This window comes from Acinetobacter guillouiae CIP 63.46, from assembly GCF_000368145.1.
GTDB lineage: Bacteria > Pseudomonadota > Gammaproteobacteria > Pseudomonadales > Moraxellaceae > Acinetobacter > Acinetobacter guillouiae.
This window is the reverse complement of sequence record NZ_KB849283.1, coordinates 2,158,818-2,178,847: the sequence shown is the minus strand read 5'-3', so window position 1 is coordinate 2,178,847 and position 20,030 is coordinate 2,158,818. Positions and strand designations below refer to the sequence as shown.

General features: G+C 39.1%; 15 protein-coding genes. 8 read left to right on the top strand and 7 right to left on the bottom strand.

Going from position 1 to position 20,030, the window contains the following annotated elements; all coding sequences use genetic code 11:
- Positions 1 to 15 precede the first annotated feature (15 nt).
- Positions 16 to 585, top strand: a complete 570-nt coding sequence (locus F981_RS15205) for a YggT family protein (RefSeq protein ID WP_004723028.1) — start codon at positions 16 to 18, stop codon at positions 583 to 585.
- 137 nt (positions 586 to 722) lie between these two features.
- Here F981_RS15205 and polA read toward each other — a convergent pair whose 3' ends face one another.
- Complete coding sequence (polA, locus tag F981_RS15200) at positions 723 to 3,485, bottom strand: DNA polymerase I (RefSeq protein WP_004723027.1); 2,763 nt, start codon at positions 3,483 to 3,485, stop codon at positions 723 to 725.
- A 162-nt stretch (positions 3,486 to 3,647) separates the two neighbouring features.
- Between polA and F981_RS15195 the strand changes: the two genes are divergently transcribed.
- The gene (locus F981_RS15195; RefSeq protein WP_004723024.1) at positions 3,648 to 6,365 is read left to right on the top strand and encodes a DUF2339 domain-containing protein; all 2,718 of its coding nucleotides are present in this window, start codon (positions 3,648 to 3,650) and stop codon (positions 6,363 to 6,365) included.
- Positions 6,366 to 6,465: 100 nt separating this feature from the next.
- Here the strand turns inward: F981_RS15195 and F981_RS15190 are convergent, their stop codons facing one another.
- Both F981_RS15190 and F981_RS15185 read right to left on the bottom strand, forming a co-directional pair.
- A complete protein-coding gene (locus tag F981_RS15190; protein ID WP_004723023.1) occupies positions 6,466 to 7,641 on the bottom strand; it encodes a thiolase family protein in 1,176 nt (391 codons plus the stop codon).
- Between the two features lie 117 nt (positions 7,642 to 7,758).
- Positions 7,759 to 8,181: a GspH/FimT family protein gene (locus F981_RS15185; RefSeq protein WP_228129033.1), complete on the bottom strand. Its 423-nt coding sequence runs from the start codon at positions 8,179 to 8,181 to the stop codon at positions 7,759 to 7,761.
- A gap of 484 nt (positions 8,182 to 8,665) precedes the next feature.
- On the opposite strand from F981_RS15185, the gene omp38 reads away from it, so the two are divergent.
- The 3 genes from omp38 to F981_RS15170 all read left to right on the top strand — a co-directional run bounded on the left by omp38 (position 8,666) and on the right by F981_RS15170 (position 10,876).
- Complete coding sequence (omp38, locus tag F981_RS15180; protein WP_004723018.1) at positions 8,666 to 9,697, top strand: outer membrane protein Omp38; 1,032 nt, start codon at positions 8,666 to 8,668, stop codon at positions 9,695 to 9,697.
- A gap of 117 nt (positions 9,698 to 9,814) precedes the next feature.
- Positions 9,815 to 10,270, top strand: a complete 456-nt coding sequence (locus tag F981_RS15175) for an OmpA family protein (protein ID WP_004723017.1) — start codon at positions 9,815 to 9,817, stop codon at positions 10,268 to 10,270.
- Between the two features lie 75 nt (positions 10,271 to 10,345).
- Positions 10,346 to 10,876 carry a cysteine peptidase family C39 domain-containing protein gene (locus tag F981_RS15170; RefSeq protein WP_004723014.1) on the top strand — a complete coding sequence of 177 codons (531 nt, stop codon included), beginning with the start codon at positions 10,346 to 10,348 and terminating at the stop codon, positions 10,874 to 10,876.
- 74 nt (positions 10,877 to 10,950) lie between these two features.
- Here the strand turns inward: F981_RS15170 and F981_RS15165 are convergent, their stop codons facing one another.
- The 4 genes from F981_RS15165 to F981_RS15150 all read right to left on the bottom strand — a co-directional run bounded on the left by F981_RS15165 (position 10,951) and on the right by F981_RS15150 (position 16,492).
- On the bottom strand, positions 10,951 to 12,156 hold the full coding sequence (locus tag F981_RS15165; protein ID WP_035371687.1) for an RtcB family protein: 1,206 nt from the start codon (positions 12,154 to 12,156) through the stop codon (positions 10,951 to 10,953).
- 395 nt (positions 12,157 to 12,551) lie between these two features.
- Positions 12,552 to 14,015, bottom strand: coding sequence for an amino acid permease (locus F981_RS15160; RefSeq protein ID WP_004723010.1), 1,464 nt, complete (start codon positions 14,013 to 14,015; stop codon positions 12,552 to 12,554).
- A gap of 2 nt (positions 14,016 to 14,017) precedes the next feature.
- A complete protein-coding gene (locus F981_RS15155) occupies positions 14,018 to 15,049 on the bottom strand; it encodes a class I SAM-dependent methyltransferase (protein WP_004723008.1) in 1,032 nt (343 codons plus the stop codon).
- A 69-nt stretch (positions 15,050 to 15,118) separates the two neighbouring features.
- Positions 15,119 to 16,492 carry a uracil-xanthine permease family protein gene (locus F981_RS15150; protein WP_004723006.1) on the bottom strand — a complete coding sequence of 458 codons (1,374 nt, stop codon included), beginning with the start codon at positions 16,490 to 16,492 and terminating at the stop codon, positions 15,119 to 15,121.
- 174 nt (positions 16,493 to 16,666) lie between these two features.
- On the opposite strand from F981_RS15150, the gene typA reads away from it, so the two are divergent.
- The 3 genes from typA (at position 16,667) to F981_RS15135 (ending at position 19,907) form a co-directional block, all read left to right on the top strand.
- Positions 16,667 to 18,502, top strand: a complete 1,836-nt coding sequence (gene typA, locus F981_RS15145) for a translational GTPase TypA (protein WP_004723004.1) — start codon at positions 16,667 to 16,669, stop codon at positions 18,500 to 18,502.
- A gap of 193 nt (positions 18,503 to 18,695) precedes the next feature.
- On the top strand, positions 18,696 to 19,127 hold the full coding sequence (mscL, locus tag F981_RS15140) for a large conductance mechanosensitive channel protein MscL (protein WP_004723003.1): 432 nt from the start codon (positions 18,696 to 18,698) through the stop codon (positions 19,125 to 19,127).
- 141 nt (positions 19,128 to 19,268) lie between these two features.
- Positions 19,269 to 19,907: a hypothetical protein gene (locus tag F981_RS15135; protein ID WP_004723001.1), complete on the top strand. Its 639-nt coding sequence runs from the start codon at positions 19,269 to 19,271 to the stop codon at positions 19,905 to 19,907.
- Positions 19,908 to 20,030 lie beyond the last annotated feature (123 nt).

Below are 20,030 nucleotides of genomic sequence, written 5' to 3'. Positions count from 1 at the left end.
TAGGAACGTTCCAGTATGGGTGCAAATTCTGCGCAAATTTTTGGCATTATTATTAACGTAGCGATTTTGCTCGTATTCTTTCGTTTTTTAATGCAATTGGCCATGGTGAGTCCATACAATCCAGTGGTGATGTCGACAGTTAAAGCGACAAAAATTGTGGATATGTTTGGGCGAATTTTTCCGCCTTTGGCCAAAGGGCGAGTAAATACAGCTGCATTAGTTTTGCTAGTGGTGTTATATCTGCTTAAAATTTTTGGAATGATGTACTTGCAAGGTGCAATACCCAATAGTCCTGTGCATTTGATCATTTTAACTTTTGTTACCATGATCCAAGACCTGATTCGTTTTTGTCGCTATTTAATTTTTGCGACCATTATTCTCAGTTGGGTGGTGATGTTTACTCAGTCAAGATCACCTTATATTGAAGTGATTCAAGAGCTTGCTGAACCGTTATTGGCACCGTTCCGCCGTATCATGCCAAATATGGGAATGATTGATCTTTCTCCAATTTTAGCGATTTTGGCATTGATCATTGCTGAAAAAGTTATGGATTATGCTGCGATTGCATTGCTAACAGGTCTTTAATTCACCAGTTTAAATAGCAAAAGGACTCAATCGAGTCCTTTTTTGTGAATGTTAAAAATATAACATTGAGTATATTTTCAACAAAAGATGATCGCTCCCTAACCCTCTTCTAGAAAGTTAGGGAGTCTTTTAAAGGCTTAATGTGCTTCACCCCAATTCTTGCCTTGACCGACTTCAACAACTAAAGGTACCGATAAGGTAACGACTTTTTGCATCACATCTTTAATCTGTGTAGCCAATTGATCTGCAATAGCTTCATCAACTTCAAATACCAATTCATCGTGTACTTGTAGTAAAAGTTTGGCCTGATCTTGGGGGAGGATTTTATTGACTTCAATCATCGCCATTTTAATGATTTCAGCCGCAGAGCCTTGGAGTGGGGCATTAATCGCAGCACGTTCCGCACCTTTACGCACCATCATATTTCGAGCGTCAATATCTGGTGTATATAAACGACGACCTGTAATGGTTTCTACAAAGCCTTGTTCCAATGCCACTTGGCGGGTACGTTGCATATACTCATAAATACCTGGATAACGGTGGAAGTATTGCTTAATATAGTTTTGCGATTCTTCACGAGTAAAGCCCAGTTGACGAATCAAACCAAACTCAGACATACCGTACAATAAACCAAAGTTAACGGCTTTGGCTTGGCGGCGTTGATCAGAGGTTACATTTTCCAGCGCGACACCCAAGACCTCAGATGCTGTACGACGGTGTACATCTTGCCCATTTTGAAAGGCATCAACCAAAGCATCATCTTGTGAGAAATGCGCCATTAAACGTAATTCAATTTGTGAGTAATCGGCTGCCAAAAGTACACGACCTTGAGGTGCAATAAAGGCTTTACGAATCTGACGACCAATTTCTTCACGTATCGGAATGTTCTGTAGATTTGGATCGGTTGAAGACAAGCGTCCCGTTGCTGTTAAGGCTTGATGGTAACTGGTATGTACGCGATGGGTATCGGGATTGGCTTGTTTGACTAAGGCTTCGGTATAGGTACTTCTAAGCTTGGTTAAACCACGATACTCAATGATCAGTTCAGTAATTGGATGATCGATTTTTTCTAAAACCGCTTCAGAGGTACTGTATTGTCCAGTTGCAGTTTTTTTGCCACCTTTTAAACCTAATTTTTCAAATAAAACTTCACCGACTTGTTTGGGTGAGCCGACATTAAAAGATTCACCAGCGATTTCGATAATTTGATTTTCAAGATTTTGAATGGTATTGGCAAAGTCCACACTGAGCTGATCCAAGAAGCTTAGATCAAGTTCAATCCCATTTTCTTCCATGGTCGCCAAAACACTGGCTACTGGCATTTCAATGTGATGTAAAATATTGATCAGTTCAGGAATTTCTTTCAGCTTACGTTCTAAAACTTCATAAAGACGGTAAGTGACATGCGCATCTTCTGCTGCATAATGTCCAGCGGTTTCAATCTCGATTTGATTAAAGGTCTTTTGTTTTGCACCTTTACCAGCAACTTGTTCAAAAGTTGTGGTCAAATGGCTCAGATAAACGCGCGCAACATCATCCATACCATGGCGTGTTGTTACTGCATTCAAGACATAAGAGGCCAGCATGGTGTCAAAGTACCAGCCTTGTAAATGGATACCGTGATTTTCAAAAATATGCGCATCATATTTTAAATGATGTCCAATTTTTTCAACACTTGGATCTTCAAGAATCGGTTTGATCTGCTGAATAATTGCATCACGATTGAGTTGCTCAGGTGCACCTTCGTAATCATGTGCCAAAGGGATGTAATAAGCATCGTTGGCATCAAAAGCCACTGAAAAACCAACCATTTCAGCGATACGGTAATCTAAACTTGTGGTTTCAGTGTCAATTGCAAAACGTTTTTCTGTGCTTAAGCGCTGGAAGAGCTTATCCCATGTTTCTTGACTTAAAACAGTATGATAAGTGGCTTCACCAAGGCGGTCATCAACACTCGAACTTGTTGCTTGATCTGTAATTTCACTTTCAATAGGCTGCTCAGTTTTGCTAATACTTTGTGCTGTTTGTTTATAGGCCGAGCTATTTGGATTATTTGGATGATCTAGCGATTGTAGCTGATTACGGAATTCAAGTTCAGTATACAAGTTACGCAATGCTTCAACATCAGGTTCACATAGCTTTAAATCATCATAGGTCAAGCTTAAATCGAGATCGATAACGATACTTGCCAATTGATGATCAAGTGTAATCCCTTCAACATTGTCTTTTAAACTTTGTCCAACTTTACCTTTGATATTGTCAACATTTTCCAAAATGCCAGCAATCGTACCATACTCATTTAACAACTTAGCGGCAGTTTTTGCACCTACACCAGGTACGCCACGAATACCATCAGAGGCATCACCCATCAAGGTTAAGTAGTCAATAATTTGATCTGGACGGACGCCAAATTTTTCTATTACACCGTCGACATCCATCGGTTTGTCTTTAAAACTGTCTTCGAGGGTCACTTTATCCGTGACCAACTGCGCCATGTCTTTATCACCAGTAGAAATTAAAACTTGATGACCTGCTTTTTCAGCACGTTTTGCCAAGGTTCCAATAATGTCATCCGCTTCAGCACCTGGAAGCGTATGTAATGGAATACCTAAAGCACGAATCAAGGCGTGCAAATAAGGGATTTGTTGAGATAATTCTTCTGGCATGCTTGGGCGGTCACCTTTATATATTGGTGACAGTACATGGCGGAAGGTCGGTTCAGGTGTGTCAAAAATAACCGCCATATGTGTCGGTTGCACACGACGCATCAGTTTTTGAATTGCAGAAATTGCCCCACGAATCGCATTGGTCTGTAATCCAGTTGATGTGGTTAAAGGTGGGAGTGCATGAAAAGCACGAAATAAAAAGTATGACCCATCGACCAATACAAATGGTGGCATTGATATTTTCCTAATTCAAATAACCGCTTTATTGTACGTGATTTTTTGCGCTTGCGAAGATGCAACAGTCATCCTTGTGTTACTGAATATCTGATGAATTCACATAATCATCAAGCAAGGCTGTTGTATCATCGAGTTACTCAGGATCGAGAAAGATGAAATATGCTCAAAGGGCAGAGTGAAATTCGCATCATTTGGTTAATGATGCTGATCATTATCGCAGTCAGTGCATGGTTTTTAGATGCACGGATATTGACCTATATCTGTGGTTTGGCATTTGTCATGAGTGTGATGCAGTATGTGGATGCGATCCAAGATCCATTGCAACAGATTGCACAACAGACACAGATTCCACTGCAAAGCACCTCGAAAGTGCCATTATATGTCTCCTCGATTATTGCTGTTGTGGGTTTAACAATGCATTTGAGCTGGATGGTAGGTTTAGGTCTAACTGCTTGGATTTTCTTTTTCTTACGCTGGTTACGCCGTTTAGAACGCTATTTGAGCCAAGTTCAACTGCAAATTCAACACTTGAATTTGTCAGAACAACAATCTCCAGATTTGAACCATCCATCATCGATACAACAACGCATCGGCACGCCACAAGATTCGTCGCTAAACTTAATGGGGCAAATTCGCCAATGGATTTTTCAAGGCAACCCTGTTTTGAAAGTTGCGATCTTGGTTTTGGTGATTGGTATTGTGTTACTGCTGCGTTTTGCGACAGAGCATTGGCAATTAAGTTTAGCCGTCAAACTTTCAATCGTTGCTTTGTCCAGTGGGGCAATCACCGCGTTGGGTGTGTTGCTACAAAATAAAAATCGTAGTTTTGCTTTAGCAATAGAGGGCTTGGGGCTTGCGGGATTATTTTTAACCTTATTCTTTGCTTATTACAATCAGGTGATTCCGAGTCTTTATCTGGCAAGTTTGTGTTTTGCTGTAATTATGGCGCTGACATTGAGTTTAAGCTTAAAGCAGCAAAGCGTGGAATTGGCATTGATGGCAGTGCTTATCGCTTATATTGCACCATTTACGTTGCCTGTGCGAAATGCAACGGTAGCAGAACTGATGGCTTATTATTTAGTGATTAACATTGCGATTGCTGTACTGAGTACTTTAAGACCTTGGAAATATTTAAATCAGATCGGATTTTTAGTGACCGTAATCATTGGTGGTGGTTATGCGTTCTATCATGGCTATAGTCAAGAAAAGCAATCACTCACGATACTTATTCTTGTACATCTTGCAGTATTCATTTGGCTTGGTTTTCGATTCAGTCAATTGATCGCCAAACAGGATCTTGAGCAATTTAAACTGAAACCCAGTTTAGATGTTGCGTTGATTTTTGGTGCACCGATTATTGGCTATTTATTTTTATATTTAATGTATTTTCACCAAGAACTGATTCTTGCTGGTTTTAGCCTTGGTTTTGCTGTGGTGTTTGCTGGGATTTATCAGCTTTCAAAACGTAATCAATCTATTCAACTGATTTCTCAAAGTTATTTTAGTTTGGCATTGATCTTTCTTGCTTTAATTCCACCGATTCTTCTGCATGGTCAGTGGAGTGTGGTGGGGTGGGCTGTTGAAGGCCTCTGTATTTTTGGCTTTGCCTTATATAGACAATCGGTGATCAGTCGTTATATGGCGATTGCCTTGTTGATTGTTGCAGGCTGTTCAAGCCTTTATTACTTGTTTGAATTGCCTGATTTTCCAACCACGATGTATTGGTACTTATGTTTAAGCTATATCGCCGTGGTGTTATTGGCAAATAGCCGTGATGATTTTCGCAAACAGATCAGTTCAGTAACGACCTTGTTTTTAAGCCTGCTGATGATTTCTGCAACCACGATGATTCTTGCATTATTGCTTGATCTCTTAGAGGGAGAGAATCGATATATATACAGTGTATTGATTGTGGTTATTGCTTATCTGTTGATGAATGAATTGATGTTATGGCTAAAGGCCAGATCAACATGGTTGATTCCAAAATGGATTGGGGTAATTCCCGTCTATGTATTTACACTCATTTTATTGCTGGATATTAGTAAAAATGGCATGTTGCTATGGACCAGTGATATTGAACGATGGGGTATCGCAGTTTCAGGTTTAGTGCTAGCGACAGTCTGGTTCAGACCTTCAAAAGGGCTACAGTTTGAAAGTGAATGGCTCAGTTTAGGTGTTTTAATCAGTTTAAGTCTAAGCAGTCTTAGCTTTATTGCAACGATGCCTTATATCAGCATGGTCATTTTACCTTTAGTGTTTTGTGGATGGTGCTTCTTTCAGAAAAACTCAGAATGGACAATGTTTTGGCAAACGCGCAGCAGTTTGTTATTGATGTTGATTTGGATGATTTGTTCTCAGCTATTTTCACAGCAAGCATTTCAAGGATATTTATTACCAATCTTAAATCCCTTTGATTTGGTTAGTATCGCCATGTTAATTGGTTTTTTCTGGATGCTGAACCTTCAATTTAAACAAGCTTTGAAGCCGGGAATCGACCATGGAATACTTGCAGTACTATGTGTTTTAAGTTTGTTATGGCTGAGTAGCTATATCGTTCTAAGAGCCTTACATGTGTATTTTGCTACACCTTATAACCAACTGAGTCTTTGGCAAGATGCCACTGCACAACTGAGTCTAACCTTGCTTTGGGTAAGCTTAGCCTTTATTGCGATGAGCTTTGCTAGCCGTAAATTATTACGTCCTTTATGGATTTTAGGGGGGAGCATTTTGGTGATTGTCACCTTAAAATTGGTACTGTTTGATTTATCTCATATTGGAACGTTAACGCGCGTGATTTCTTTCTTGGGTGCGGGTTTTGTGATGCTGATTATTGCCTATATTGCCCCGATTCCAGAGCAGAACAATTTAAATCCTTAATTATGAATTGAGCGATATTTAAGTTGTTCAGGTGAAAGCAAAATAAAAGAGGCGTCTACCATGTAATAGACGCCTCTTTTTAATTCAAGGATTGAGGTGCTTAAAGAATTTCAATCGCTACAGCAGTCGCCTCACCACCACCAATACAAAGGGCAGCAATACCTTTTTTACCACCAGTACGTTTTAACGCATGAATCAAGGTCAGGATGATGCGTGAACCTGTAGAACCAACAGGATGGCCGAGGGCACATGCACCACCATGAATATTGACTTTTTCAGCGTCCAATTTAAATTCATCGATAGGGCACATGGTAACCATAGCAAATGCTTCATTGATTTCCCATAAGTCAACATCTTGAACATCCCAACCGGTTTTATTCAGTACCTTTTGGATTGCACCTACTGGGGCAATGGTAAATTCAGAGGGATGTTGTGAGTTTGAAGCATAGGCAACAATTTTTGCTAAAGGTTGAAGCCCTTTTGCTGCAGCATGATCCGCAGAGGTTAAAACCAGCGCAGATGCACCATCTGAAATTGAACTGGCATTGGCTGCCGTGATTGTTCCATCTTTGGCAAACGCAGGGCGCAAGCTAGGAATTTTGTCGATATTGGCATTAAATGGTTGTTCATCTTGATCTATAACAACATCGCCTTTACGGCTTGAAACTGTGACAGAAACGATTTCATCTTTAAACCAACCTTCAGTAATAGCTTTTTGTGCACGTTGTAAAGAACGAATCGCAAAATCATCCATCTGTTGGCGTGTATAGCCTTTGCTATTTGCCATATCTTGGGCAAAAGAACCCATTAAACGACCTGTTTCAGCATCTTCTAGGCCATCAAAGAACATATGATCTTTTACTTCGCCATGGCCCATGCGATATCCGCTACGTGCTTTTGGCAAAAGATAAGGTGCGTTGGTCATCGATTCCATACCGCCAGCAACAATCACATCTGCTGAACCTGCTTTGATTGCATCCGCAGCCTGCATAACTGCTTTCATGCCTGAACCACACAATTTGTTAATAGTTACAGCACCGGTTGAATCAGGTAAGCCAGCTTTGCGCATCGCTTGGCGGGCCGGGCCTTGTTTTAAACCCGCAGGTAAAACACATCCCATAATGACTTCTTGTACATCATTTGGTTGTAAGCCAGCACGGGCAATGGCTTCTTTAATCGTCGCAGCACCTAGTTCTGGTGCAGTCAAACTGGTCAGGCTTCCTTGAAAACCACCCATAGCTGTACGCGCACCATTCACAATTACGATGTCAGTCATTGTTTTAATCTCCAAATGATTATTCTGTGAATATATCCAAAACCTAAGCAGTATATAAAAAATAGTATAAGAATAAAGTCTAGCGATTGAATATATGCTGACCGTAGAGAACAGTTTTTAACATTCAGGTGGTGACCCTAAATTTATTGCTCCCATTCGTCCGATTTTGTAGCGCTTATTATTTACCTCATCATATTGGCTACAATAATAGAAGCTTCCAGGTGAACCTCTGGGTAAACCTGTATCACCTTGTAAAGTCAATACATCTCTACTGCTGGCACTTCCGACCCAAGTCAGTTTGCCATATTTAATTTTATTTTCAGTTTTGAGGAGTATGTGATCTTCAGAATCGACTTGTTTGTTTTTATTTTTATCTGTAAAAATAAGTAATCCTTTGTTCCATTTGTCTTTTTCACATCGAATTAAATCTTCGGATGAACAAATGACCACAGTGGTATGTCGGACTAAAGCTTGACTTCTTGCATAAGAAACATGCTGTTGAATACCTGAAGATATGATTCTAATCTCTTGTTTTTGCATCCAATTATGATAGTGAGGCAAACTGATTAAGCAGATAATTGTCAGGATACAAATAGTGGTGATAAGCTCGAACAAGGTTAGGCCTTGCTCTTTACAATAAAAATACATCTTAAGGTCTTCTGTTAAGTCTTGTTTTTTATTTGAAAAATAATGATTTTTCTATTAAATTTAATTGAAATGTTAACGTAGTAAAATATTTATTACTATCAGTTTCTTTTACTGCTAAAATGCACGTAGCAAAAAGATAAGCGATCCACGCAAAAAAATTGAGTAAAATGTTACCGAATTACAACGGAAATTGTAAGTAATTTTGTCAATAATTTACTTGATTAAAGTTATCAAGCACTTGGAAAAAGCCTCAAGTGTTTGTATGATTCAACGTGAGTAGCTTAAAAATAATACTGGGGTATTAAAATTTATCTCAGGATAGCCAATAAATTTTAGGCTAAGCTTGAACAACAATTGTTATCTCTGGAGGATATCCATGAAATTGAGTCGTATCGCACTTGCTATGCTTGTTGCCGCTCCATTCGCTGCTGCTAATGCTGGTGTAACTGTTACACCTTTACTACTTGGTTACACTTTCCAAGACACTCAACACAACAATGGTGGTGATAAAGGCGAGTTAACTAACGGTCCTGAATTACAAGACGATTTATTCGTTGGTGCTGCACTTGGTGTAGAACTTACTCCATGGTTAGGTTTTGAAGCTGAATATAACCAAGTTAAAGGTGATCTTGACGGTACTGGCGTAGCTGGTTCTGAATACAAGCAAACTCAAATCAACGGTAACTTTTATGCTACTTCTGATTTGATCACTAAAAACTATGACAGCAAAATCAAACCGTATGTATTGTTAGGTGCTGGTCATTACAAGTATAAACTTGATGACACTGCATTCCGTAACAACGAAGAAGGTACTTTAGGTAATGCTGGTGTTGGTGCTTTCTGGCGCTTAAACGATGCTTTATCTCTTCGTACTGAAGCTCGTGGTACTTATAACTTCGACGAAAAATTCTGGAACTATACTGCTCTTGCAGGTCTTAACGTAGTTCTTGGTGGTCACTTGAAGCCTGCTGCTCCTGTAGTAGAAGTTGCTCCAGTGGTTCCAGTTGCTCCAACTCCAGTTGAACCAGCTCCACAAGTTCTTACTGAAGATTTGAACATGGAACTTCGTGTGTTCTTTGATACAAACAAATCAAACATCAAAGATCAATACAAGCCAGAAGTTGCTAAAGTTGCTGATGCGTTAACTACATTCCCGAATGCGACTGCTCGTATTGAAGGTCATACAGATAACACTGGTCCACGTAAGTTAAACGAACGTTTATCTTTAGCTCGTGCTAACTCTGTTAAATCAGCGCTTGTAAGCGAGTACAACATTGATGCATCTCGTTTGTCTACTCAAGGTTTCGCTTGGGATCAACCGATTGCTGACAACAAAACTAAAGAAGGTCGTGCTATGAACCGTCGTGTATTCGCGACAATCACTGGTAGCCGTACTGTAACTAAATAATCCTTTATTTAGTAAATAAAAAAGCGACTCAATTGAGTCGCTTTTTTATTTAAAGTCCTTATAATTCTAGAATATCTAAATAAAATTGAATCAGAAATTAATAATTACAGGTTAACGATGAAATATATTATTTTAGGACTGGTACTCATGGCATTAAATGCCTGTACGTCGACACCAATAAATTCAAATCGTGTTTCAATCCAAAAACAGTATCCAAATGAAGTGAAATCATTGAAAAGTGGGCTGTCTATATATTTTCAACCGAAATCAACACACATTGAAGCTGAGTATAAACCTGCTTTATCTGTTGCCTCACAATTATTGAAAGACAATAAAAATTTTGTTCTCTACATTGAAGGCCATACAGACAGTACAGGCTCTTTGGCTGCAAATAATAAAGTCTCCTTAACGCGAGCAAATATTGTCAAAGATTTTCTCTTAAATGAATATCAGGTTAATCCAGAGCAATTGATTACGCTCGGTTTAGGACCAACCAAGCCAATTGCTGATAATAAAACAGCTGAAGGTAGAGTGAAAAATAGACGAGTAACGGTGACTTTAAAAATTAAGTAATTTCGATAAAGCCTCTCAATTTGATCTTACAGCGTTATAATTGTTGATTGTGATTTCTACAAGTTTGAAAATTGAATGAGTGTGCAACTGCCTAAAGCCTTATTAGAGCTAGAATCAAATTGCGGTATTTTTGCTGTTTGGATGTTATTGCAAAATTACTCAATTCAGTTAGATATTCAACAGCTGGTTAAACTTTGTCATCACGATGCAGAGGATGGCACTTTTACGATTGGCCTAGCCGTTGGGTTAAAAAAATTAGGTTTTGATCTGTCTTTTTATACAGATGAAGACTTAAATATTCATGAAAAAGAAATCGTCCATTATCAAGACGCGAAGAAGTTAGGACTCAATATCGATCCAGCGCTAAGCTATCAAGAAATTCAAGCCTATATTGAACAAGGATGTAATATCATTGTTTTTTATGACACTTTAGAAGGCGTTGGAAATCATTCGTTGGTTTATTCGATAAATGATCAGGAAATTTGTTTCTATGATAATTTTGATGCCATGCCGAAAGCTGTCTTTGAACAACAGCGGTTAGCTGAAGGAATTTGTCAGCAAGCAATTGTGATTGATCCTTATATTCAATCTGTACGTTATTGTTAATCCAATTAAAAATGTGAATCTCAGTAAATCGAATTTACTGAGATTTATGATCAAAATTGAGGGCTATTTCAGCTTTAGCCTTTAATACACAATACTTGTTTTAGTGTATGAACCACATCAATCAAATCATTTTGATTGGCCATAACTTGATGAATATCCTTGTAGGCACTTGGAATCTCATCAACCACACCTTTATCTTTGCGGCACTCAATGCCTGTTGTTTGTGCAATCAAATCTTGCTGATTAAACAAGTGTTTGGCTTTAGAGCGACTCATTTTACGTCCTGCGCCATGTGAACATGAACAAAACGAATCTGGATTGCCTTTGCCTTTAACAATAAAAGATTGTGCGCCCATTGAACCGGGGATAATCCCATATTCATCGAGCCCTGCACGAATTGCACCTTTACGTGTAACAAAGACGTCTTCACCAAAGTGAAGTTCTTTCTGTACATAATTATGATGACAGTTAATCGCTTCTTTGGTCATTTGAAAACTTGGTAATAAAGGGCGAATCGCTTCTAAAATTAAACGCATCATTTCGCGTCGGTTTTCAAAAGCATATTCTTGTGCCCATTCTACAGCTTCTACATAATCATCAAAATTCGTCGATCCTTCTGCAAAGTAGCTCAAGTCTTTATCAGGCACGTGACCAAAACGATGTTGTGCTTCTTTCTTGGCACGTTCAATAAAGTAAGTGCCAATCACATTACCTAAGCCACGGCTACCTGAATGCAGCATGACCCAGATATCATCATTTTCATCAATACACAGTTCAATAAAGTGATTACCACCACCTAAAGTCCCGAGTTGCTTTTGCCATGTAACATCAAAACTACGTAACATGCGTTTTAAAGCAGGGTGTTTGTCTGTAATACGCTGGAGTTTTTTATCTAAGGGCGAAAGGGTTGAAGCCTTTGCTTTGATTTGTTTGTGCATTTCAAAGCCGACAGGTACTTTTCTTTCAATGGCATTGCGTAAAGTGCTTAAGTTATCGGGCAGTTGAAATGCTTTTAGACTAAGTCTTAATGCATTCATACCACAACCGATATCCACGCCAACCGCAGCAGGAATGATGGCATTTTTGGTGGGAATAACACTTCCCACGGTTGCGCCTTTACCCAAATGTACATCTGGCATGACTGCGATATGTGAATGAATAAATTGCAATTGTGCCATTTTTCGCAGTTGCGTTAGGCTTTCCTCATCCACATCTTTTGTATAAATTTTTACAGGAACGCCATATTCTGCTTTGGCGTTTAAAATCATTTGTATGCTCATTTTTTTTCTCGAAGCAAATTTTTTTATTGTCCGAAGGTGGTTACAACACTATTGTCAAAGCAATGATCGATTCAAATTTTAAAGACAATAAAAAACCTAGCGAATGCTAGGTTTGACTGACATTCGGACACTTTGATTAATTCAGTGCCCGTGGGTAGACGACTGCTTAATCTTAATTTAAAGTTTTCTCAAGTTGATGCATGTCGTACTCCTATACTTTTTGATTTAAAATCAAAGGTGAAAATTCTGATTGGAAATAATCCAATGGGCGTTATTCTATAAAGAAAAAAAACTTTGTCAATGAAACATAGTAAATTAATTTTTAATTCACGTTGAATTGCTGTTATAAAAAACAATAAAGCAGCTAAAAAGCTGCTTTATTTACATCAAGTGATTTACTCTTTTTCGACTTGAATGGGTTGTACATCCATCTGATCATAAGCAATCAATTTAGATTTGTGTTTCCACTTATAGCCAAGCCAGATAACAAGGAACAGTGGAATACTGATATAAGTAGACAACACACTCATCCATTTTCCATCAAGCACAGCTTCTGCATTTTGGCCAAGAATAATGATGGCACAAAGAATAAAGGCAAACCACGGACCAAAAGGGAAGAATTTTGCACGATAAGCGAGATCTTCAAGTTTATAGCCTTGAGCCAAATAACCTTTACGGAAGCGATAATGTGAGATTGCGATACCTAACCAGACAATAAAACCGCACATACCTGACATGTTTAACAGCCAAGTAAACACGACACTTTCACCAATAAAGGTGGTTAAGAAACACAGTGCCGCAATTGCCGTTGTTGCATACAGTGCATTCATGGGTACACCGCGAAGATCGAGTTTAGAGAAAACTCGTGGCGCTTTACCTTCACGTGCCATATCAAACAACATACGTGTTGATGAATACATGCCTGAGTTACCTGCAGACATAATTGCAGTCAAAATCACGGCATTCATTAAGCCTGCTGCAAATGCTAAACCTGCTTTTTCATATAATAGGGTAAACGGTGACAGGGTAATGTTTCCATCACCTTCAGCAGCAAGTGCAAGGTTTGGATCTGTATACGCAACCAATGTACCAATGATAAAGATACACAAGATATAAAATAAGAGAATACGCCAAAAGATTTGTTTAATAGCGATTGGAATGGTTTTTTTCGGATCTTTAGATTCACCTGCTGCAACACCGACCATCTCTGTCCCTTGGAACGAGAATCCAGCGATCATGGCCACACCGACTAAGGCTTGAAAGCCACCAACAAATGGCGCTTCACCAACGGTCCAATTCTTGGTAATGGAATCTGTTGGATCTAACATGATTTTACCAATCATGAATAAACCAATGACAATAAAGAAGATGATGGCAATGACTTTAACCAGTGAAAATAAAAATTCACTTTCACCAAAGCCTTTTACAGTTAAGGCATTGATACAGAAGATAATCGCAAGGAATAGCGCACTCCACCAAAAGCCGGGGATGTCTGGAAACCAAAACTTCATGATGAATTGAACGGCAACCAATTCAAATGCAACGGTAATGGCCCAGTTATACCAGTAGTTCCAACCGAGTGCGAAACCAAAACCTTCTTCTACATACTTATTACCATAGGTAAAGAATGCGCCTGATGTTGGATTGTGGGTTGCAAGTTCACCTAAACTGGTCATCAAGAAATAAATCATGATACCAATCAGGACATAAGCAAGTAATGCACCACCAGGTCCAGCGGTGGCAATCGTTTGACCCGAAGCAAGGAATAACCCTGTACCAATAGAACCGCCAATGGCGATCATGTTTAAATGTCGTGCTCCAAGCTTACGCTGGAGTTGAGGATGATCTGTTTCGCTCATCGTTATTCCTTACTACTTTTTTGAGTGTTGGCGAACAGCACTTTAAAGCCTTGTTGATCTGCTTTAGTCGTACATTGACTAAAACTCTGCTCAATGAGTAATGGGTAATTTAGGAAGCGGTTTGCCACAATCCATAATTCACCACCTGATTTTAAATGTCGTCTCGCAGTTTTACATAACGTTTCACTGGCATTGTAATCTGTTTGAATACCTTGGTGAAATGGAGGGTTACTCACAATGGCGTGTAAGAACAATGGCGCATCTTCAATCCCTGTGACTGCTTTTATTTCAAGTTGTTCTAAAGGTAAATTATTTTTTTCAAAAGTCATTTGCGTTGATGCTAAAGCAAAAGCATCGACATCTAAAGCAAAAATACGATTTTTCGGATTAAGTTTACTGAGATAAGCACTGATGACACCTGCACCACAACCAAAGTCCGCAATCTTTCCAGACGTCACTTGTTTGAGATAAGGTAAAAGCACTGCGGTTCCAATATCTAGACGATTTTGGCTAAATACACCAGGGAGTGCACAAATGCTAAGTTCTCCAGCAGGTGTTGGAACATTATAGACTTGCGCCCATTCTGCTAATGGCTTTGCTGTCATGGTTTTATCTGTGGTGAGTTGCCACATTTGACAATGACGTGCGCTATCAAGCTTGATGGATTGACCATAAGGCTGGAGTTGTTTTGCAGCACGTTCTACACCACCTTTTTTCTCTCCAACCAAGAAAATCGAAGCGCCAACGGCTAAACGACTGACTAAATTGTGCAAGATATAGTTGAGCAGCTCTTTTGATTTTGGAACAAAAACAACAGCTTGATCAAATTCAGCTTCTGGCAGGTCAGTACCAAAATGTACCGTTGCCTGCTGATTCTGAAAATATTGAAACTCATTGTAATTCCAAGTCCAAATGCTTGCTTCGATGTTATGAGCTAAATTTGAAAGTAGATCATCCGTTGCTGCATTTACAAATAGCACGCGTCCAGAAAGGTAGTCATGCTGTCGAATGACAACTTCGCTTTTTGGCTCCATATTCACCATCCATCAATAAAAATTAGCGCAATGCCCAGTCTAAGCTGGGCATTATAAAGAATAGATTTATTATTTTTTAGTTTCGGGTAAAACTAAATTCAAAATTAATGCAGCTAGCCCGCCAGTTGCGACACCAGAACTAAAAATATTACGCGGTAATTCTGGCAAATGTTCCAAAATTTGAGGAACTTGTGCAACCCCTAGGCCGAGACCCAAAGAGATGGCAATAATTAATAACGCACGACGGTCTAGTTGAATTCCCGATAAAATGTTAATGCCTGAAGCAGCAACTGCACCAAACATTACCATAACCGCACCACCCAGTACCGCTTGCGGTACCGCCTGAATGATACCAGCAACAGCAGGGAATAACCCCAGAATGATGAGTAGGATTGCAATCCAAATCCCAACAAAACGACTTGCAACACCCGTCAACTGAATTACACCGTTATTTTGTGCAAAGACAGAACTTGGGAATGTATTAAAAATCCCTGCAAGAAATGAGTTGGCACCATTGACCAGTACACCACCTTTAATTCGTTCCATCCACACTGGGCCATCTACAGGCTGATTTGAAATTTTAGAGGTTGCGGTGACATCGCCAATTGCTTCTAAAGACGTGACAAGATAAATAAACGCCATAGGAATAAATAAGCTCCATGAGAAGCTAATTCCAAAATGCATTGGTGTCGGAATTTGAATCAATGGGGCATCTTTTAAACCAGAAAAATCTAAATAGCCCATAAAGCCCGCAAGAATATAGCCAATGACTAAAGCAATAAGAATTGCAGAACTTTTCACCCAAACAACTTTGAAGCGATTGAGAAGGACGATAATTGCCAACACTGTACATGACATGATGAGATTGTCGGCGCTGGCAAACGTATGGCTTTCCATGGCTTGGTAGCCACCACCCATGCTGATTAAACCTTCTTTAATTAAGGTTAAACCAATCAACAGTACCACAATCCCTGTAACCAAGGGCGTGATCAACTTTTTTACCCAAGGTAAAATACGTGAAACACCCATTTCAATAAATGAGCCTGCAATGACCACACCAAAAATAGATGCCATAACCGCTTCTACTGGTGTGCCCGCAGCAACCATGGCAGAACCAATCCCAATCATTGGACCAATAAAGTTAAAGCTTGTACCTTGAACAATCAGTAGCCCTGCACCAAAGGGTCCAATTTTTTTACATTGTAAGAATGTTGCTACCCCAGAAATCACCAATGACATGGAAAGAATCATGTTGGTATCTTGAGGAGAAACACCTAAAGCTAAACAAATCAGTAAACCGGGTGTTACAATTGGAACAATAATCGCAAGTAAATGTTGCAAAGCCGCAAAAAAAGCGATGAGTGGTTTTGGACGATCATCTAGACCATAAACAAGATCAATTTGAGCCTGTTTCTGATTGGGAGAGGGGGTAGAATTGGACATGGCACAGCAATTGGAAGTGGCAAGATGGCGCTATTCTAATCGCTTTACACACTATTACAAAATAAAAAGCCTGCTGTTGTGAAAAAAACTTGTAACTGTCAATAAACTGTCACTACTAAAAGTTAAGATTTTTCTGTATAATTTGCCCTCAAATTTAAAGCGTATCGAATTTACATGTCTGATATTAAAACTCTCCGTAATATTGCCATCATCGCGCACGTCGACCATGGTAAAACGACTCTTGTCGACAAACTTTTACAACAATCAGGTGCACTCGGTGACCGCGCGGGTGAGATTGAGCGTGTTATGGATTCGAATGCGCTTGAGTCTGAACGCGGTATTACCATTCTTGCAAAAAACACTGCAATCAAATGGTTAGACAAGCGTACAAATACTGAATACCGCATCAACATCGTCGACACCCCAGGACATGCTGACTTTGGTGGTGAAGTTGAACGTGTAATGTCTATGGTTGACTGCGTACTTCTTCTTGTCGATTCACAAGAAGGCCCAATGCCACAAACTCGCTTTGTAACACAAAAAGCGTTTGCTCGTGGTTTGAAGCCAATTGTTATCATCAACAAAGTAGATAAGCCAAGTGCTCGTCCAGACTGGGTAATCGATCAAGTATTTGATTTGTTCGATAACTTAGGCGGTAGTGATGAACAGTTAGACTTCCCAATCGTATATGCTTCTGGCTTACGTGGTGTTGCTGGTCCTTCTCCTGAAGAATTAGCGGAAGACATGACACCGTTGTTCGAAACAATCGTAGATATCGTTGAACCACCAGCAGTTGATATTGATGGTCCATTCCAAATGCAAATTTCATCACTTGACTATAATAGTTTCGTGGGTGTAATTGGTGTTGGTCGTATTCAACGTGGTTCAGTAAAAACCAATACACCAGTGACTGTTATCGATAAAGATGGCAAAACACGTAACGGTCGTATCTTAAAAATTATGGGTTACCATGGTTTAGAGCGTGTAGATGTAGATTCTGCTCAAGCGGGTGATATCGTATGTATCACTGGTTTAGATGCATTGAACATTTCTGACACAATCTGTGATCCTAAAAATGTTGAAGCATTACCTGCATTGTCTGTAGATGAACCTACAGTTTCGATGACTTTCCAAGTAAACAACTCACCGTTTGCTGGTAAGGAAGGTAAATTTGTAACTTCACGTAATATCCGTGAGCGTTTAGATCGCGAATTGATCCATAACGTTGCTTTACGTGTTGAAGATACTGACAGTCCAGACCGTTTCAAAGTTTCTGGTCGTGGTGAACTTCACCTTTCAGTATTGATTGAAACCATGCGTCGTGAAGGCTTCGAGATGGGTGTTTCTCGTCCGCAAGTGATCATGAAAGAAGTTGATGGCGAAACTCAAGAACCATACGAAAACGTTACTTTTGATGTTGAAGAGCAACATCAGGGTTCTGTTATGGAACAAATGGGTAACCGTAAAGGTGAGTTGACCAATATGGAAGTTGACGGTAAAGGCCGTATCCGTATTGAAGCAACTGTTCCATCACGTGGTTTGATTGGTTTCCGTTCTGAATTCTTAACCATTACCTCTGGTACTGGTATCATGACTTCAAGCTTCTCGCATTACGGTACAGCTAAACAAGGTGCAGTTGCGAAACGTCAAAACGGTGTGTTGATCTCTATGGTTAACGGTACTTGCTTAGCGTTTGCATTGTTCACTTTACAAGACCGTGGTCGTCTATTTGCTGAACCACAGTTAGAAGTTTATGAAGGTATGATCGTGGGTATGAACTCTCGTTCAGACGACATGACTGTGAACCCAACCAAAGCGAAACAGTTAACTAACATGCGTGCATCTGGTACAGATGAAGCGTTAACGTTAACACCTGCAATTAAATTCACGCTTGAACAAGCATTAGAATTTATTGAAGATGACGAATTAGTTGAAGTAACACCTAAATCAGTTCGTATTCGTAAAAAATTCTTAACTGAAAATGAACGTAAACGTGCTTCACGTGGCTAAGCGTTCAAACTGGAAATAATTTAATTTCTAGAAAAAAAACCGCAATTTTTTAATAAATTGCGGTTTTTTTATATAAATGTAAAAGAATATTGGTTTTTAATAAAAAGCGAGTAAATTAGGCGGAAATATATGTTGAAACATAATGTATACTTCGTCACATAAAAAATACGCAAAATCGGCGTGGAGTTAAAATATGAGTATTCTTTCAGAGTTCAGAGAATTTGCCATTAAAGGCAATATGATGGATTTGGCAATTGGTGTCATCATTGGTGGTGCTTTCAATAAAATTATCGACTCATTAGTTAAAGACGTGATTATGCCTTTAATCACGGTGATTACGGGTGGTGGTGTTGATTTTACTCAAAAATTTGTCGTACTTGGTGATAACCCAAATAACCTTTCATCATTGGATGAATTAACCAAAGCCGGAATTAACGTATTAACTTATGGTAATTTCATCACAATTGTATTGAACTTCCTGATTTTAATGTGGGTGGTTTTCTTGTTGGTTAAATTCCTAAATAAAATTCGTAAACCTGCTGAAGAAGCTCCAGCTGCTACACCAGAAGATATTGCATTACTGCGTGAAATTCGTGATGAATTAAAGAAACGCCCTGAAGCTTAATCTTCATTAAATTGATTCAAATTACAGTATTTTAATATATCTAAACCCTGATAAAGCTATTAAATCATTGTAAAAGAGTTGAATGAAACGGTACGATCAAGTACCGTTTTTTATGCAAGCAAGAAAATAGGGATGGGGCTGATGAAAAAAAACATAGGGATTATGGCAATACTTATCAGTTTGTATGCATGTTCAGAGCATCCGAAAGAGCAGCAATCCGCTGATACTCCAACATCTACACAAGCGGACCAAAGCCGACCTGCCAGTGGTTTAACCTTTAATGAAATGCCAAATGAAGATACCCGCTACGCCACTATAGAAACCAACTCGGTAGATGAAAATGAAACATTACTTTTGGCATTACAAACACGTTTATTAAAAGCCAATTTTGAGTTTATAGAAAAAGACAGTGGCAGCTCTTGGTCTGAAAATGATTGTTCTCTGAATAAAGTGATTCAAGTAAAAGGTGAGGGCATCCGCTCTTATAAGGCAATCAGTAAAGTTAAGTTAGGTGATGAAAAACAATATCGTCCAGATTTTGTTTTGCTGGTTTTTGCGTTTAAGGATGAACAGGTTGCTGAGCAAAGTTTTCAAATGCTTAAGTCTGCTGTCTATTCAGCTGGGGGTTACTGTAATGGTAAATCTCCTGAAACCATCGTCAGAAATGACAATGAAATATTTTACTTTACCACTCGCGAAGAAGCATTTAGATCATATATTGATGATTATGCGAAGTTTATCCATGAATTTAAACCTGAGCAAATTGATTCAAAAATATAGAAGGGTTTGAATTGAGGAGAATATATTAGACTTCTTGTATTCGCCAAAACGAGCATTTAATAGCCACTCATATTTTGGTTCAGATATCTAATGAGTTTCTTTTATATTCTTGAATCATGTCTG

Coding starts and splice junctions, on each gene's coding strand:
- F981_RS15135 (WP_004723001.1), top strand. CDS start 19,269: ATGAAAAAAAACATAGGGATTATGGCAATACTTATCAGTTTGTATGCA.
- F981_RS15185 (WP_228129033.1), bottom strand. CDS start 8,181: ATGCAAAAACAAGAGATTAGAATCATATCTTCAGGTATTCAACAGCAT.
- F981_RS15175 (WP_004723017.1), top strand. CDS start 9,815: ATGAAATATATTATTTTAGGACTGGTACTCATGGCATTAAATGCCTGT.
- F981_RS15170 (WP_004723014.1), top strand. CDS start 10,346: ATGAGTGTGCAACTGCCTAAAGCCTTATTAGAGCTAGAATCAAATTGC.
- mscL (WP_004723003.1), top strand. CDS start 18,696: ATGAGTATTCTTTCAGAGTTCAGAGAATTTGCCATTAAAGGCAATATG.
- F981_RS15150 (WP_004723006.1), bottom strand. CDS start 16,492: ATGTCCAATTCTACCCCCTCTCCCAATCAGAAACAGGCTCAAATTGAT.
- F981_RS15155 (WP_004723008.1), bottom strand. CDS start 15,049: ATGGAGCCAAAAAGCGAAGTTGTCATTCGACAGCATGACTACCTTTCT.
- F981_RS15195 (WP_004723024.1), top strand. CDS start 3,648: ATGCTCAAAGGGCAGAGTGAAATTCGCATCATTTGGTTAATGATGCTG.
- F981_RS15160 (WP_004723010.1), bottom strand. CDS start 14,015: ATGAGCGAAACAGATCATCCTCAACTCCAGCGTAAGCTTGGAGCACGA.
- F981_RS15165 (WP_035371687.1), bottom strand. CDS start 12,156: ATGAGCATACAAATGATTTTAAACGCCAAAGCAGAATATGGCGTTCCT.
- F981_RS15190 (WP_004723023.1), bottom strand. CDS start 7,641: ATGACTGACATCGTAATTGTGAATGGTGCGCGTACAGCTATGGGTGGT.
- typA (WP_004723004.1), top strand. CDS start 16,667: ATGTCTGATATTAAAACTCTCCGTAATATTGCCATCATCGCGCACGTC.
- F981_RS15205 (WP_004723028.1), top strand. CDS start 16: ATGGGTGCAAATTCTGCGCAAATTTTTGGCATTATTATTAACGTAGCG.
- omp38 (WP_004723018.1), top strand. CDS start 8,666: ATGAAATTGAGTCGTATCGCACTTGCTATGCTTGTTGCCGCTCCATTC.
- polA (WP_004723027.1), bottom strand. CDS start 3,485: ATGCCACCATTTGTATTGGTCGATGGGTCATACTTTTTATTTCGTGCT.